Raw genomic sequence first — 14,255 nt, 5'->3', positions numbered from 1 at the left:
ATCTTCAGGTGTAGGAAATCCCCATCGCTTCGCGCACATCGCGCATCGTTTCCTGCGCCAGTTTGCGCGCCTTGTCGCAGCCGTCGGCCACGATCGCGCGCACCAGCGTCGGATCGTCCAGGTAGGGCTGGGCGCGTTCGCGCATCGGTTCCTGCTCGGCCAGCACGCCGTCGATGACCGGCTGCTTGCACTCGATGCAGCCGATGCCGGCGCTGGTGCAGCCCTTCACCACCCATTCGCGCGTCGGCGCATCCGAATACGCCTCGTGCAGCTGCCACACCGGGCAGCGCTTCGGATCGCCCGCATCAAGGCGGCGCACGCGCGCCGGGTCGGTCGGCATGGTGCGGATCTTCTTTTCCACGCTGCCGCGCTCCTCGCGCAGCCCGATCGCGTTGCCGTAGCTCTTGGACATCTTGCGGCCGTCCAGTCCCGGCAGGCGCGACGACTCGGTGAGCAAGGCCTGCGGTTCGGCCAGGATGATCCTGCGGCTGCCTTCCAGGTAGCCGAACAGGCGCTCGCGGTCGATGTTCGACAGGCTGCCGGCGTCGTCCAGCATGGCCTTCGCCTGCTCCAGGGCGTCGGTCTCGCCTTCCTGGTGGTAGGCGGTGCGCAGCTCCAGGTACAGCCTGGCGCGCTTGCTGCCCAGCTTCTTCACGGCCGCCATGGCCTTCTCTTCGAAGCCCTTTTCCTTGCCGTAGATGTGATTGAAGCGGCGTGCGATCTCGCGCATCATCTCGACGTGCGGCAGCTGGTCCTCGCCCACCGGCACCATGCTGGCGCGGTAGATCAGGACATCGGCGGCCTGCAGCAGCGGGTAGCCGAGGAAGCCGTAGGTGGCGAGGTCCGTATTTGCCCGATTCCTGGCCAGGTTCTCGATCTGGTCCTTGTAGGTCGGCACCCGTTCGAGCCAGCCGAGCGGCGTGGCCATCGACAGCAGCAGGTGCAGTTCCGCGTGCTCCGGGACTTTCGACTGGATGAAGATGGTCGCCTGGGACGGGTCGATGCCGGCGGCGAGCCAGTCGATCACCATGTCCCAGGTGCTGCGCTCGACGATGCCAGGGTCGTCGTAGTGCGTGGTCAGCGCGTGCCAGTCGGCGACGAAGAACAGGCAGGGATGCTCGGCCTGCAGGGTGATCCAGTTCTTCAGCGCGCCATGGTAGTGCCCCAGGTGCAGGGCGCCCGTCGGGCGCATGCCGGAGACGACGCGGTCGGGATACATGTCAGCTCAAAAGTAAATACAAGGGCGAAGCGATCAGTTTGAGCATGATCTCGCCGAGCGCCATCACCGGGATCACCCAGAAGCCCAGCAGCTTGAAGAAGATCAGCGCCAGCACGATGAAGAAGCCGTACGGCTCGATCGCCGCGAACTTGTAGGCCAGGCGGTGCGGCAGCAGGCTGGTGACGACGCGGCCGCCATCCAGCGGCGGAATCGGGAACAGGTTGAAGGCGAACATCAGCAGGTTGGTGAACACACCGGCCTGGGCCACCTTGTGCGGGAAGGCTTCGTTCACCTGGAAGGCGACCAGCAGCGCCGCCATCACCAGCCACAGGAAGGCCATCAGGAAGTTCGCGCCGGGACCGGCGAGCGCCACCCAGGCCATCTGCTTCTTGGGATTGCGCAGGCGGGAAAAGTCCACCGGCACCGGCTTGGCGTAGCCGAACACGAAACCGCTGGTCAGGTAGAGCGCGATGGGAATGACGATGGTGCCCAGCACGTCGATGTGCACCAGGGGATTGAGGCTCATGCGCCCCTGTGAATAGGCGGTGTTATCGCCGAAGTACTTGGCGGCATAGGCGTGGGCGGCTTCGTGCAGGGTAATCGCAAAAAGAACGGGCAGTGCGTAGACTGCGATGTTGCGTACAATTTCTGGATCCATAAGGGAATTCTAACAGAGCGCCCGCCGGGCAGGCCGGCAGGCGAAAAGGTGGGGGAATGCGGCCTCAGAGGCCGAACGCGGACGGGTCTCCCCTGCCCTCGCGCACCAGCTCCGGCGCAGGCCCGGTCAGGTCGACCACGGTGGTGGGTTCCAGGGTGCCGGCGCCGCCGTCGATCACCAGCTCGATCTGCTTGCCGAGGCGTTCCTGCACCTCTTCCGGATCGGACAGCATGTGGTCGTCGCCGGGCAGCTGCAGGGTGGTGCCGATCAGCGGCTCGCCCAGTTCTTCCAGCAGCGCCAGGGTGATGCGGTTTTCCGGCACGCGCAGGCCGATGGTCTTGCGCGACGGGTGGGACAGGCGGCGCGGCAGTTCGCGCGTGGCTTCGAGGATCACCGTATAGGGTCCCGGCATGGTGGCCTTGAGCAGACGGTACTGGGCATTGTCGACGCGCGCGTAGAGAGCGATCTCGGACAGGTCGCGCACCAGGAGGGTCAGGTGGTGCTTGTCGTCGACGCCGCGGATGCGGCGCAGCTTTTCCACGGCCGCCTTGTCGTCCAGGCGGCAGACCAGCGCATAGGCTGAATCGGTGGGAATGGCGACGATCCCGCCCGCACCGACGATCTGCGCTGCCTGCTTGATCAGGCGCGGTTGCGGGTTCTCGTGATGGATCTCGAAGTATTGGCTCATCAGGCAGCGGTTCTTATTGAATCAGGGTCAGCGCAGCGACTGGAGCGCGGCGATGCGCTGCTCCATCGGCGGGTGGGTCGAGAACAGGGCGCCCCAGCCGCCGCCGCTGCCGGAAATGCCGGAAGCGGCCATCGACTGCGGCAGCGCGCCCGGGGCCAGGCCGCCGAGGCGGGCCAGCGCGTGCTGCATCGGCACCGGGCTGCCCAGCAGCCTGGCCGAGCCGGCGTCGGCGCGGAACTCGCGCTTGCGCGAGAACCAGGCCACGATGATCGAGGCCAGGATGCCGAAGGCGATCTCGCACACGAAGACGGTGACCATGTAGCCGATGCCCGGACGGTCGCCTTCGCTGCGCAGCAGAACCTTGTCGACGAAGTAGCCGACCACGCGCGCCAGGAACACGACGAAGGTGTTGACCACGCCCTGGATCAGGGTCAAGGTGACCATGTCGCCATTGGCGATGTGGGCCACTTCGTGGCCGAGCACCGCTTCGACCTCGTCGCGGTTCATGCCCTGCAGCAGGCCGGTGGAGACTGCCACCAGGGCGGAATTCTTGAAGGCGCCGGTGGCGAAGGCGTTCGGCTCGCCCTCGTACACGGCGACTTCCGGCATGCCGATGCCGGCGCGCTCCGACAGGCGGCGCACGGTATCGACCAGCCACATCTCGGTGGAGTTGGCCGGCTGGTCGATGACGCGCGCGCCGGTCGACCACTTGGCCATGGGTTTGCTCAGCAGGAGGGAAATGAAGGAGCCGGTAAAGCCGACCACCAGCGAGAACACCGCCAGCGCGCCGACATCGATCCCCTGCCCCGTGACGGCCCGGCCCACGCCGAGCAGGTTCAGCACGAGCGACACCACCAGCACCACGGCCAGGTTGGTGGCAAGGAAGAGGACAATGCGCTTCATGAGAAGGCCTCCTGACAGCTATCGATGACAGGATGCCAAGATTGGGCTGCAATGCGGAAAATTCAAGGGCGCCGCGGCAGAGCGGGACTCAGGCGCCCTGGGCCAGGAAGAAACGCAGCATTTCGGCAGAGGCGGACGGTCCCGAGGCATCGGTATGCGACCCGGCCGGGTTGCCGCCGGACCAGGCGTGGCCGGCGCCGTGCAGCTGCCAGTGCTCGAGTACGGTGCGTCCGCCCTCGTCGCGCCAGGTGCTGCGGGTACAGCGCCGGCCGGCGTGGTCGTGCGCCTCGCTGTGCTTGTGCAGCGGCGCCGCCTGGGCCTTCAGGAACTGGCCCAGCACCGCTTCGCCGTTGCCGGCGTTGACCAGGTGGTCGGCGTCGCCGTGGATCACGATCGCCGCTACGCCCTTGCGCAGCTTCTTCGCCTTGCCCGGCTCCCGCATCGCCTTCAGCCCGGACATCATGTCCCTGGCGCTGCCGGCGGGCAGGCCGGAATGGACGCCGACCGCCGCATACAGGTCCGGATATTCGGCGCCCAGGATGGCCGCCATCGCGCCGCCCGCCGAAAGGCCGGCGACGAACACACGCGCCGGGTCGGCCTCATGCTCGGCCATTACCTGGCGGGTCATGCCGGCCAGGATGGCGGGTTCGCCCTGCTCGCGCGCCTGGTGCGCGGTCTCGAACCAGTTCCAGCAGCCGTTGTGGTTGGCGCCCTTGTCCTGCGCCGGATAGAGCACCAGGCAGCCGTGCTCCTCGGCCAGCGCGTTCATGGCGGTGCCGGTCGCGAAATCGTCCGGGTTCTGGGTGCAGCCGTGCAGCATCACGACCAGGGCGCGCGGCTGCTTCGCGGGCTGCGCCGGGATGTAGAGCTTGTAGTGACGGGTGCCGGCGCCGCAGCTGAAGCTGCCATCGATGAAGCGGCCGGGAGCGCGCGGGTCCGCTTTGGCCTGGCGTGCGCCCGGCGCGTGTCGGCGGCCCATCCGTGCGCTCCATCGGGGCGCCGGGTTGAGATCGACGAAGGGCGCCTGGCCCGGGTTGGCGAAAGGCGCCTGGGGCGCCTGGACGCCATGCGGCAGCAGGCCGGATTCGGCCAGCGCCTTCTGGATCAATGCCGTGGCCGCCGACGCGTCCTGCGTCTGCGCGAGCCTGGCCGACTCCACCATCTGGGAGATAAAGCGATCGATAGGTTTCATGCCTGTCCTTCTAAATGTGAATGCGGTCCGCCAGGGCTTCCCTGACGGCTGGGGGGGCGACGAATGCGCCAAGGACCTGGACCGATGAAATGGCCGTGCGGGCCAGCTCGGGAGCGACGTCGTCCTCGATGACGGCCAGGCCGAGCACCTGGATGTCCAGCTGCTGCCCGCCGGCCGCGACCTGCTCGAGTTCGCGGCGCGAGTAGCGGTGCATGCCCATCACGTAGCGCTTGCGCACCACGGTTTGCCGGATCGTCTCGGCGTGGACCTGCAGCAGGTTGCGAATTGCGGTGCGCACGAAATCGGTGCGGTTGGAATAAAAGCCTTCCTCGACCAGCAGGTCCAGCTGGGCCAGGTCGACCAGGCCGACATTGACCGTGACCTTGTCGCTGTCGGGCAGCTTGTGTTGCGATGCTACGAGCTTCATGACCATCCCCTTTTCGTTTTCTATACTCCATATGGAGTATAGCCGGAGTATTTCAAGGGGCGGGACCGGATTCTTTCCTGGCCCCCGGCACGGCGCGCCTGCCGTCCGGCGCGGCGTGGAAATGGGGTGTACCATGGGTTCTCCTCCTCGTCGGCGACTTCGGAAAGCGAGCATGAAACGGCAATCCGGCACCTTCCGCATTTATGTGCGCGATGGAGAAGGCGCGATCCTCGCATGGACCGACACCCTGACCACCGATCCGCGCAGCGCCGAGAACGCCATCCTGGACTTGCAGGGACGCACCTACCTGCTCGACAGTCCGTGCGTGCTGGTCGCCACTTACGAATCCAGCGTGTATTACCTTCACGAATTCGATACCGATGCCAACGGCGGCAACGGCACCCGGGAGTTGCTGGCCCGGCTCGGACGCCTGGACTGGCTGTCCAGTCCCGTGCTGCATTGAGGCGCCGGCCTTCCGCCCATGGAGATCGCACACTGGTTCGTGCTGGTCGGCAGCCTGATGCTAGCGCGAGGCCTGTGGGGCTCGACCATCGCGCGCCTGCCCTTCACCTCGGCCAGTATCTACCTCCTGATCGGGATCGTCCTGGGCCCGGCCGTGCTGGGGGTATTCTCCTTCGATCCCGTGCGCGAAGCGCCCCTGCTCGAGACCCTGACCGAAGTCGCGATCCTGGTCTCGCTGTTCTCCGCCGGCGTCAAGCTGCCGGTACCCTTCAACCTGCGGCGCTGGGCGGTGTCGCTGCGCCTGGCGGTGGTGGCGATGAGCCTGTCCGTGGCGCTGTGCGCCGTGTTCGCCGCGGCGGTGCTCGGCTTGCCGGCCGGAGCGGCCATCCTGCTGGGCGCCATGCTGGCCCCCACGGATCCCGTCCTTGCCACCGACGTGCAGCTGCGCCATGCGGGCGACAAGGACTCCCTGCGCTTCGCCCTGACCTGCGAAGCCGGCATGAACGACGGCACCGCCTTTCCTTTCGTGGTGCTGGGCCTGCTGCTGGGGCTGGAAGGGCCCGACCTGGCCCACTGGTTCTGGGAAGACGCCCTGCTCGCCACCCTGGTCGGCGTCGGCACCGGCCTGGTGTGCGGCGCGGCGATGGCGGGCTGCAGCTACGTCATCCGGCGCCACCATCCCGGCCACCAGCTGCTCGACGACCTGCTCGGCCTTGGCCTGATCGCCCTGGCCTACGGCATTGCCCTGCTGCTGGGCGGATGGGGATTCCTGGCGGTGTTCTTCGCCGGCGTGGCCCTGCGCCAGACCGAATGGCGCCTGACCGAGGCGCCGCCGGACGGGCACGGGCTGGTCCATGGCGACGCCGGCGCCAGCGGGCAGGCCACGGTCAGCCATGGCAGCCTGGTCTTCAAGGAGCATCTGGAACGCCTGTCCGAGCTGGGACTGGTGCTGTTGCTGGGCGGCGCGATGACCGCGGACCTGTTCTCGCCGCGGGCCTGGCTGGTGGCTGTCTTCCTGATTTTCGTGGCGCGCCCGCTCAGCGTCGTGCTGAGCCTGGCCGGTTCGGGCACCGGTACCCGCGAAGCCGCCATCGCCGCCTGGTTCGGCGTGCGCGGCATCGGTTCGATCTATTACCTGATGTATGCCATCAACCACGGCGTGCCGGCTGCGCTCGCCCGCGAGCTGGTCACGATCACGCTGGCCACGATCATCCTGTCGATCGTGGTGCACGGCGCCAGCGTCAAGGCCTTGCTGGACCGCTATTGGGACTGAGCCTGGCGGTCCATGGAAGAAAAAAGCCCGCCGAGGCGGGCTTGTCTATTCCAGATGCCCGCGGGCATCCGGCTGCGCTCAGATCGCGCGAATGTTGCTGGCCTTCTCGCCCTTCGGGCTATTGGCGCGCTCGAAAGAGACGCGCTGGTTTTCGGCCAGGCTCTTGAAGCCGTCCGACTGGATGTCCTTGAAGTGCGCGAACAGGTCGCCGCCGCCTGCGTCAGGGGTGATGAAGCCGAAGCCCTTGGAGTCATTGAACCATTTGACGGTGCCGGTTTGAGTAGTCATGTTAAGAACCTTGAGTGAATTGGGCAAAATGCCGAAACGCACATGCAAGCAAGCGGGTACAAAGTAGGGAATCAAACAGGACTGCCCAAAGGCAAGACGGGAGAGAGACCAACGAGACGACTTGATGTAGTGCCCGATCAAAGATACAGGACAGCACCCGGTTCGCCTAATCATTTCGCAGATTTTTTACTGCTGAGTGCAGAACTTGCCGTCCGCACACTTGTTCAGAACCAATCGTGCCAGACGGGCGTGAGGCCGGCCGGCAGCGGCGGCAGCTCGGCGAATTCGACGCGCGCCTCGCCGGGGGCGTGGAAATCGGTGCCGCGCGAAGCCAGGAAGCCGTAGCGGCGCGCCAGTTCGGCATAGGTGGCGTACTGGTCGGGCGTATGGCTGCCGGTCACGACCTCGATCGCGTTGCCGCCCAGCTGGCGGAACGCGTCGAACAGCGCGCCTTGCGCCGTCTCGCTGAACTTGTAGCGGCCCGGATGGGCGATCACGGGAATGCCGCCGGCGCCGCGGATCCAGCCCACCGCATCCTCCAGCGAGGCCCAGCGGTGCGGCACATAGCCCGGCTTGCCTTCGGTAAGGTAGCGGCGGAACACTTCCGAGGTCGAACCGCAAACGCCGATCTCGACCAGGTAGCGGGCGAAGTGGGTGCGCGACATCAGGTCCGGATTGCCTACGTAGTTGAGCGCGCCCTCGTAGGCGCCGGGGATGCCGGCCTGCTCGAGCTGGGCGGAAATTTCGCGGGCACGTGCTTCGCGGCCGTTGCGGGTGGCGGCCAGGCCGTCGATCAGGGCGCGGTTGTCTTCGTCGATGCGCAGGCCGACGATGTGCACGGTCTCGCTGGCCCACGTTACCGAGATCTCGACACCGGCCACGAAGCGCATGCCCAGCTCGTTCGCGGCCGTGCGCGCCGCCTTGATGCCGCCGACCTCGTCGTGGTCGGTCAGTGCCCAGACGTCCACGCCGCCCTTGCGGGCGTAGGCGGCCACCGCGGCCGGTGCGAGCACGCCGTCGGAGACGTTGGAATGGCAGTGGAGGTCGACTTTCAACATGGTCCCGAAAAGCACATATGCAATAACGCGTTCTGAAACGAAGCATTGTACGCGCTTTGCGGCGCCCGACGCGCCTCGATCCGCGTCGGCGAGGCTGCCGCATGGGGCCCCGGGCGAGTGGCGACCGCTGCGGCCGCTTCTTCCACATGCCCCAGAAACGGATCGGCAGGAAATGTAGGGTAAGCTGCATGCTTCGATGAGGGCGCCTGCTCTGCCCCTCCGCCCATCCAGCCCCGAGGTGGCACACCATGACGATTTCAGCATTCATCACCGACCATATGGAGCAGCTCCTGGTGGAATGGGAGGCGTTCGCCACGAGTTTCGGCGCAGTCGCGGACAACATGTCCAGTCTCGAACTGCGCGATCACGCGAAGCAAATCCTTGAATTCGTTGCACGGGACATCCAGCGTGAGGAGTCCGCGGAACAGACGGAGCGAAAATCGCATGGAAGAACGTCCGCGCCGGGGACGGACGATAGCGCCTCCGTCATTCACGGCAAGCTCCGTTTCGCCAGCGGCTTTACGCTGCTGCAACTGATCGCCGAATACCGCGCCCTGCGAGCGAGCGTGCTCAAGTTGTGGCAGCAAGACTGCGGTGTATTTTCAGCCCGGCATGCCGAGGACATGATGCGTTTTAACGAGGCGATCGATCAATCGCTCGCCGACGCCGCCGTTGCCTACTCGGATAAACTCCACGAGACGCGGGACACCTTCCTGGCCATTCTGGGGCACGACCTGCGCGGTCCGCTGGCGGCGACCGCGACGGCGGGCACTTACCTGGCAAGGCCCGGCGCCTTCGACGACCGCGTCCGGCAGATCGGCGTCCGCGTCAAACGCGGCGCAGCCACGATGAGCGGCATGGTCGACAACCTGCTGGGACTTGCACGTACCCAGTTAGGCGAGGGGATTCCCATCGAACCTAAAGAATGCGACCTCCTGGAAATGTGCCAATGGGCTGTCGAAGACGCCCAGGCCGCGCATCCGGATGCCCGGTTCGACCTGCATGCGACCGGTGAGTTGATGGGGACCTTCGACCGGGCCCGTCTCCAGCAACTCTTGACCAACCTTGCAAACAATGCCGCGCAATATGGGACGCCCGGAAAACCGATCGATATCAAGATCGTTGGCCAGAACGACGACGTGCTGCTACGAGTGGAGAACCGGGGGCCCGCCATTCCGAAGGAGGCCTTGCCTCATCTGTTCACATCATTGGTCCAGCTTCCCGCGAAGGAAGGCAATGCAAGGCCAGCGAGCAGCCTCGGCTTGGGCCTGTTCATTGCGAAACAGATCGCAGTGGCGCACGGCGGCGATATCGTCGTGGACTCCGATGAGGTGAACGGCACGGCGTTTACCGTCAGGATTCCCCGGCAGTAACACCATCGCGCCGAGGCCCGGACCCGGCCTGTGCAAGGCCTTCGGCCGCCAGGAAGTCCTCCACCATCCCCGCCAGCATCTCCGGCTGGTCATGGTGCAGCATATGCCCCGCCGCCGGCACCATGCGCGCCGTCACCTCGCGCAAATGCCCCATGCGCCGGTCGATCTCCGCCCTCGCCTGCTCCTTCGGCCCCATCCAGCGCCACATGTCGGTGTCCTCGGCCTCTACCCACAGCACCGGCGCCGTGATCGCGCTCCAGCAGGCCATGATCTCTTCCACGTGGTACAGCAGCGGCCCGTGCATCTTGTGCGCCGGATCGCCCAGGATGCGCCACTGCCCATCCGTGCCCTGGGCCGACCAGTGCCCGGCCAGGAAGGCCGCGCGCTCCTCCGACAAACGCGGATTGGTCTTGCGCAGCCGCCCCGCGACCTCAGCCAGGCTGGCGTAGCCGCGCATTTCAGGCGGTTCGCGCAGCTCGTCCAGCCACTTCGCCACGCGCCCTGGATACTGGGACGGCCGGGTGGCCGGCAGGCCGAAGCCTTCCAGGTTGATCAGCTTGCCGACCCGCTGCGGCCGCACGCCGGCATAGATGCCCGCGATATTCCCGCCCATGCTGTGTCCCAGCAGGTTCACGGCTTCACCGGGCGCGTAATGGTCGAGGATCCGGTCGAGGTCGGCCACGTAATCAGGGAACCAGTAGGTGTCCGAGCGCGTATTCTCGGTCAGCCCGAAACCGCGCCAATCCGGCGCGATCACGTGCCAGTCGCCCTGCAGGCAATCGACCACGAACTGGAAGGAGGCCGAGACATCCATCCAGCCATGCAGCATGAAGAGCTTGGGCGCGCCCTCCCTGCCCCAGTGGCGGACGTGGGTGCGCAGGCCGCGCACGGTGAGGAATTCGGAACGGGACGGTTTCATGTCATTTCAAAATAGTACGGTCGTTCGCATGATTATATAGAGGAACGGTTGATTTCGCTCGCCCCGTCCCCATCTGCCGCCAGTCGGACGATGCGAAAGCGCAGGGGGTAAAATAGCGGTATATCAACCCTTCCGCGAGCACATCCATGGCGATTTACCAGCTGGGCGAGCATGCCCCCGAGATCGATGCGTCGGCCTTCGTGGCCGATTCGGCCACCCTGGTCGGCAAGGTGACCCTCGAGGCGAATGCCTCGGTCTGGTTCGGCGCCACGATCCGCGGCGACAACGAGCGCATCACCATCGGCGAGAACAGCAACGTCCAGGAAGGCACGGTGATGCATACGGACATGGGCTACCCGCTCACGATCGGGAAGAACGTGACCATCGGCCACCAGGCCATGCTGCATGGCTGCACGGTGGGCGACGGTTCGCTGATCGGCATCCAGGCCGTGGTGCTCAACGGCGCGAAGATCGGCAAGGGTTGCCTGGTCGGCGCCGGCGCCCTGGTTACCGAAGGCAAGGAGTTCCCGGACCACTCGCTGATCCTCGGTTCGCCCGCCAAGGTGGTGCGCACCCTCACGGAAGAAGACGTAACGCGCCTGCAGGGCAGCGCCGCCAGCTATGTGGCGCGCGGCCAGCTGTTCAAGGCGCAGCTCAAGAAAATCGGATAAGAAATGACGACTCAAGACACCAGGGACACCCTGCAAAAATTCATCTTCGACAACGCCGCCGTGCGCGGCGAGCTGGTCGAGATTTCGGACACCTGGCGCGAGATCCAGGCGCGCCATGCCTATCCCAAGGCCGTGCGCGCGGTGCTGGGCGAAATGGTCGCGGCTGGCGCCCTGCTGTCGGCGAACCTGAAGTTCAACGGTTCCATCATCATGCAGATCCACGGCGACGGCCCGGTGCGCCTGCTGGTGGTCGAGTGCGACGCCCAGCTGCGCATCCGCGCCACGGCCAAGCTGGCGCCGGAAGCCGAGATCCCTGATGCCGCGAGCCTGCGCGACCTGTTCAACGTGCACGGCAAGGGCCGTTTCGTGATCACGCTCGACCCGGCCGATAAAGTGCCGGGCCAGCAGCCCTACCAGGGCGTGGTGCCGCTGGTCGGCGACGACATGGCGACCGTGATCGAGAACTACATGCTGCGCTCGGAGCAGATGGACACCCGCCTGTGGCTGGCCGCCGACGACAAGATCGCGCGCGGCCTGCTGCTGCAAAAGCTGCCGCGCCACAGCGGCGTGGAAGGCCAGACCAAGCAGGCGACCGAAGAGGAAGACCTGGAGACCTGGAACCGCGCCGTGATGCTGGGCCAGACCCTGAAGCGCGAAGAGATGCTGAGCACCGATATCCAGACCCTGCTCAACCGCCTGTTCTGGGAAGAGACCATCCGCGTGTTCGATCCGGCGCACCCGCAGTTCCACTGCAGCTGCACCCGCGACAAGGTCGGCAACATGCTCAAGATGCTGGGCGAGGAAGAAGTGAATTCCGCGCTGTCCGAACTGGGCGAACTGGGCATCAACTGCGACTTCTGCGGCAAGCACTACTCCTTCGACAAGGTGGATTGCGCCCAGCTGTTCAGCACCGAAAGCCCGGTGCAGACCCTGATGCCGCCGAGCGGCAGCACCCACTAAGAAAGCTCGACGATGCGTGACACGCCCCGCAGCGCCTTCGCCCATTTCCTCGCCCTGCCGACGCGCTGGATGGACAACGACAGCTACGGGCATGTCAACAACGTCAACTACTACAGCTTCTTCGACACCGCGGTCAATCGCTTCCTGATCGACCGCGGCGTGCTCGACATCCACAAGGACGAGATCGTCGGCTTCGTGGTGGAGACCAGCTGCTCCTACTTCAGCTCCATTTCCTTCCCCGACACGGTCCACGTCGGCGTGCGTGTCGCCAAGCTGGGCAATTCCAGCGTGCGCTACGAGATCGGCCTGTACCGCAACGACGAGCCCCTGCCCTCGGCGGCCGGCCATTTCGTGCACGTGTATGTCGACCGGCGCAGCAATACCTCGGCGCCGATTCCGGCCGCGGTCAGGGAAGTGCTGGCCACGCTCGCCGGCTAGCGTCCCTCCTTGCCCACTTCGCCCACCAGCACGATATCCAGTGGGCCGTCGAAGACGATCTCGCCGCCGCTCGCCCTCGCCGGATCGAATGTGAGTTCGGTGCACAAGCCTGTGGTCGCCGCAATGGGCCCGCCATCGACAGTTACCGTCCCGCCCGGCTCGCGGAAGCAGGCCCGGAGGCCCTCGGCCTTGGCGAACTTGACGTGGACGAACTTCAGCTTATAGATCGGGATGCGCTTCTGCATCGCCTTGAATTCCGCGAGCGCCTTGCCGAAATCGGCGTAGGAAAGGCGCTGCTCCGGTCCCAGGCGCAACTGGTAGAGGACGTTGATGCTGCGCCGCTTGCTCTGCTCCTTGAACATGATCGTGCCGTCTTCTTCGTAGGCCTTCGGCAGGTCGGGCAGTACGAAGTACCCGCCTCGCCGCACCGGCACCTCTTCCTCGACTGACTCGCTCACGACCGTCACCGCATGCGGCGGCGGGACATAGCTGTCGCGCGCGTTCTCGGATAATTCCACGAAGGAGATGCGGAACAGGAAATCGAGCAGGCGCGGTTCCGGCGCCATATAGGACAAGGCCTCCTGCTGGCCCTTGAAGAAGAAGCGATAGTCGAGGTCGCCCGGATTCTTGCGCGCCTTGACGTTGATGACGCGTTCGGGCTCCGGGGTCTCCTGGGCGCATGCGATCTGTGCGCCGATGAGTGAGGCAATGGCAATGAAAATGGGAAGCGATCGCTTGAATCGGCTGCTCGCTGCGGTTTCCTTCAACAGCAAATTGATCATGGCGTCGCGCCTTCCTTCTCATGCTGGAATTCATACACGACCAGGCTGTCGTCGTCCCAGCCCTTGTCCTTGAGCGGCGTCAGGTAGCTCATCCCCCTCTCACGCAACTGCAGTTTCATGCACTTCCTTTGTTGTATTGACAAGTGCGGAAGTGTAGCGGCTGCGCGGCGGAATAAATCCACCAATTTTCACGGCCCGGGAATGAACCGGGATGCGGTCCGGCAGCATGGCCGCGCCGGTGCTAAGCTGTTAGTTCTTCGACATCAAGGAGGAAGCACGATGGACATCGATATTGGCATCAGCACCGACGACCGCGCGAAGATCGTGGAGTCGCTGTCGACAGTGCTGGCGGACAGTTACATGCTCTACCTGAAGACCCATAACTTTCACTGGAACGTGACCGGCCCCATGTTCCAGACCTTGCACGTGATGTTCCAGGAGCAGTACACCGAGCTGTGGAATGCGCTGGACGACATCGCCGAGCGCATCCGCGCCCTGGGCCACTACGCGCCGGGGACGTACAAGCGCTATGCGGAGCTGTCGAGCATTACGGAAGAACCGAGCGTGCCGGATCCGCGCGAGATGATCCGCCAGCTGGTCGAAGGCCAGGAAATCCTGATCCGTACCCTGCGCGCCAGCGTGCGCATCGCGGACGAGATCGACGATTACCCGACGGCGGACATGCTGACCACCCGCATGGAGATCCATGAAAAGAATGCGTGGATGCTGCGCGCCTTCCTGGAGCACGGCAAGGGGCATATGCAGGGGGATGCGTCCTCGCCCTGACAGGGCATCGGGATCGTCACGAGCGGCCTGGACGCGTCGGGGGGGGGGGGGGGGGGGCCGGCCCCCCCCCCCCCCCGGGGGGGGGGGGGGGGGGTTTTGGGGGTGGGGGGGGGGCCCCCCCCCCCGCCCCCCGGCGGCCCCACCCCCCCCCCCCCCCG

At 65.6% G+C, this 14,255-nt stretch carries 18 protein-coding genes; 7 read left to right on the top strand and 11 right to left on the bottom strand.

Annotated elements, in window-relative coordinates; genetic code table 11:
• Positions 1 to 4 precede the first annotated feature (4 nt).
• The 6 genes from KBW95_RS21995 to KBW95_RS21970 all read right to left on the bottom strand — a co-directional run bounded on the left by KBW95_RS21995 (position 5) and on the right by KBW95_RS21970 (position 5,087).
• Positions 5 to 1,219 carry a tryptophan--tRNA ligase gene (locus KBW95_RS21995; protein ID WP_211529345.1) on the bottom strand — a complete coding sequence of 405 codons (1,215 nt, stop codon included), beginning with the start codon at positions 1,217 to 1,219 and terminating at the stop codon, positions 5 to 7.
• 1 nt (position 1,220) lies between these two features.
• Positions 1,221 to 1,877, bottom strand: coding sequence for a site-2 protease family protein (locus tag KBW95_RS21990; protein ID WP_211526286.1), 657 nt, complete (start codon positions 1,875 to 1,877; stop codon positions 1,221 to 1,223).
• Positions 1,878 to 1,941: 64 nt separating this feature from the next.
• On the bottom strand, positions 1,942 to 2,565 hold the full coding sequence (locus KBW95_RS21985; protein ID WP_211526285.1) for an L-threonylcarbamoyladenylate synthase: 624 nt from the start codon (positions 2,563 to 2,565) through the stop codon (positions 1,942 to 1,944).
• 27 nt (positions 2,566 to 2,592) lie between these two features.
• Complete coding sequence (gene htpX / locus KBW95_RS21980; protein ID WP_211526284.1) at positions 2,593 to 3,468, bottom strand: protease HtpX; 876 nt, start codon at positions 3,466 to 3,468, stop codon at positions 2,593 to 2,595.
• An 88-nt stretch (positions 3,469 to 3,556) separates the two neighbouring features.
• Positions 3,557 to 4,660 carry a PHB depolymerase family esterase gene (locus tag KBW95_RS21975; RefSeq protein WP_229429943.1) on the bottom strand — a complete coding sequence of 368 codons (1,104 nt, stop codon included), beginning with the start codon at positions 4,658 to 4,660 and terminating at the stop codon, positions 3,557 to 3,559.
• A 10-nt stretch (positions 4,661 to 4,670) separates the two neighbouring features.
• The gene (locus tag KBW95_RS21970; protein ID WP_211526283.1) at positions 4,671 to 5,087 is read right to left on the bottom strand and encodes a CopG family transcriptional regulator; all 417 of its coding nucleotides are present in this window, start codon (positions 5,085 to 5,087) and stop codon (positions 4,671 to 4,673) included.
• 172 nt (positions 5,088 to 5,259) lie between these two features.
• Here KBW95_RS21970 and KBW95_RS21965 point away from each other — a divergent pair, with 172 nt between their 5' ends.
• Entirely contained in the window at positions 5,260 to 5,550 is a 291-nt protein-coding gene (locus KBW95_RS21965; protein ID WP_211526282.1) for a hypothetical protein, read from the top strand.
• An 18-nt stretch (positions 5,551 to 5,568) separates the two neighbouring features.
• Entirely contained in the window at positions 5,569 to 6,822 is a 1,254-nt protein-coding gene (locus KBW95_RS21960; RefSeq protein WP_211529344.1) for a sodium:proton antiporter, read from the top strand.
• Positions 6,823 to 6,900: 78 nt separating this feature from the next.
• On the opposite strand, the gene KBW95_RS21955 is transcribed toward KBW95_RS21960, so the two are convergent.
• Entirely contained in the window at positions 6,901 to 7,110 is a 210-nt protein-coding gene (locus tag KBW95_RS21955; RefSeq protein ID WP_211526280.1) for a cold-shock protein, read from the bottom strand.
• Positions 7,111 to 7,334: 224 nt separating this feature from the next.
• Entirely contained in the window at positions 7,335 to 8,168 is an 834-nt protein-coding gene (locus KBW95_RS21950; protein WP_211529343.1) for a 3',5'-nucleoside bisphosphate phosphatase, read from the bottom strand.
• A gap of 248 nt (positions 8,169 to 8,416) precedes the next feature.
• Here KBW95_RS21950 and KBW95_RS21945 point away from each other — a divergent pair, with 248 nt between their 5' ends.
• The gene (locus KBW95_RS21945) at positions 8,417 to 9,541 is read left to right on the top strand and encodes a sensor histidine kinase KdpD (RefSeq protein ID WP_211529342.1); all 1,125 of its coding nucleotides are present in this window, start codon (positions 8,417 to 8,419) and stop codon (positions 9,539 to 9,541) included.
• On the opposite strand, the gene KBW95_RS21940 is transcribed toward KBW95_RS21945, so the two are convergent.
• A complete protein-coding gene (locus KBW95_RS21940) occupies positions 9,522 to 10,460 on the bottom strand; it encodes an alpha/beta fold hydrolase (RefSeq protein WP_211529341.1) in 939 nt (312 codons plus the stop codon). The two genes, KBW95_RS21945 and KBW95_RS21940, sit on opposite strands and share 20 nt — an antisense overlap.
• 146 nt (positions 10,461 to 10,606) lie before the next feature.
• On the opposite strand from KBW95_RS21940, the gene KBW95_RS21935 reads away from it, so the two are divergent.
• The 3 genes from KBW95_RS21935 to KBW95_RS21925 are packed head-to-tail and all read left to right on the top strand — an operon-like array spanning position 10,607 to position 12,529.
• Positions 10,607 to 11,131 carry a gamma carbonic anhydrase family protein gene (locus KBW95_RS21935; RefSeq protein ID WP_211518816.1) on the top strand — a complete coding sequence of 175 codons (525 nt, stop codon included), beginning with the start codon at positions 10,607 to 10,609 and terminating at the stop codon, positions 11,129 to 11,131.
• 3 nt (positions 11,132 to 11,134) lie between these two features.
• Positions 11,135 to 12,091 (top strand): Hsp33 family molecular chaperone HslO, encoded by a 957-nt coding sequence (gene hslO, locus KBW95_RS21930; protein WP_211526277.1) that lies wholly within the window; start codon positions 11,135 to 11,137, stop codon positions 12,089 to 12,091.
• Positions 12,092 to 12,103: 12 nt separating this feature from the next.
• On the top strand, positions 12,104 to 12,529 hold the full coding sequence (locus tag KBW95_RS21925) for a thioesterase family protein (protein WP_211529340.1): 426 nt from the start codon (positions 12,104 to 12,106) through the stop codon (positions 12,527 to 12,529).
• Here the strand turns inward: KBW95_RS21925 and KBW95_RS21920 are convergent.
• Positions 12,526 to 13,311, bottom strand: coding sequence for a hypothetical protein (locus KBW95_RS21920; protein ID WP_211526275.1), 786 nt, complete (start codon positions 13,309 to 13,311; stop codon positions 12,526 to 12,528). The two genes, KBW95_RS21925 and KBW95_RS21920, sit on opposite strands and share 4 nt — an antisense overlap.
• Complete coding sequence (locus KBW95_RS24770) at positions 13,308 to 13,430, bottom strand: hypothetical protein (RefSeq protein ID WP_267875491.1); 123 nt, start codon at positions 13,428 to 13,430, stop codon at positions 13,308 to 13,310. Before KBW95_RS24770 ends, KBW95_RS21920 begins: the two co-directional genes overlap by 4 nt.
• Positions 13,431 to 13,590: 160 nt before the next feature.
• Here KBW95_RS24770 and KBW95_RS21915 point away from each other — a divergent pair, with 160 nt between their 5' ends.
• On the top strand, positions 13,591 to 14,097 hold the full coding sequence (locus KBW95_RS21915) for a Dps family protein (protein ID WP_211526273.1): 507 nt from the start codon (positions 13,591 to 13,593) through the stop codon (positions 14,095 to 14,097).
• Positions 14,098 to 14,255: the final 158 nt, after the last annotated feature.

Origin of the sequence: Massilia sp. ZL223, assembly GCF_018119395.1 — a bacterium.
In the GTDB taxonomy this organism is placed as follows: domain Bacteria; phylum Pseudomonadota; class Gammaproteobacteria; order Burkholderiales; family Burkholderiaceae_D; genus Telluria.
The sequence above is the reverse complement of the archived record's forward strand: the minus strand, read 5'-3'. Positions and strand labels throughout refer to the sequence as shown.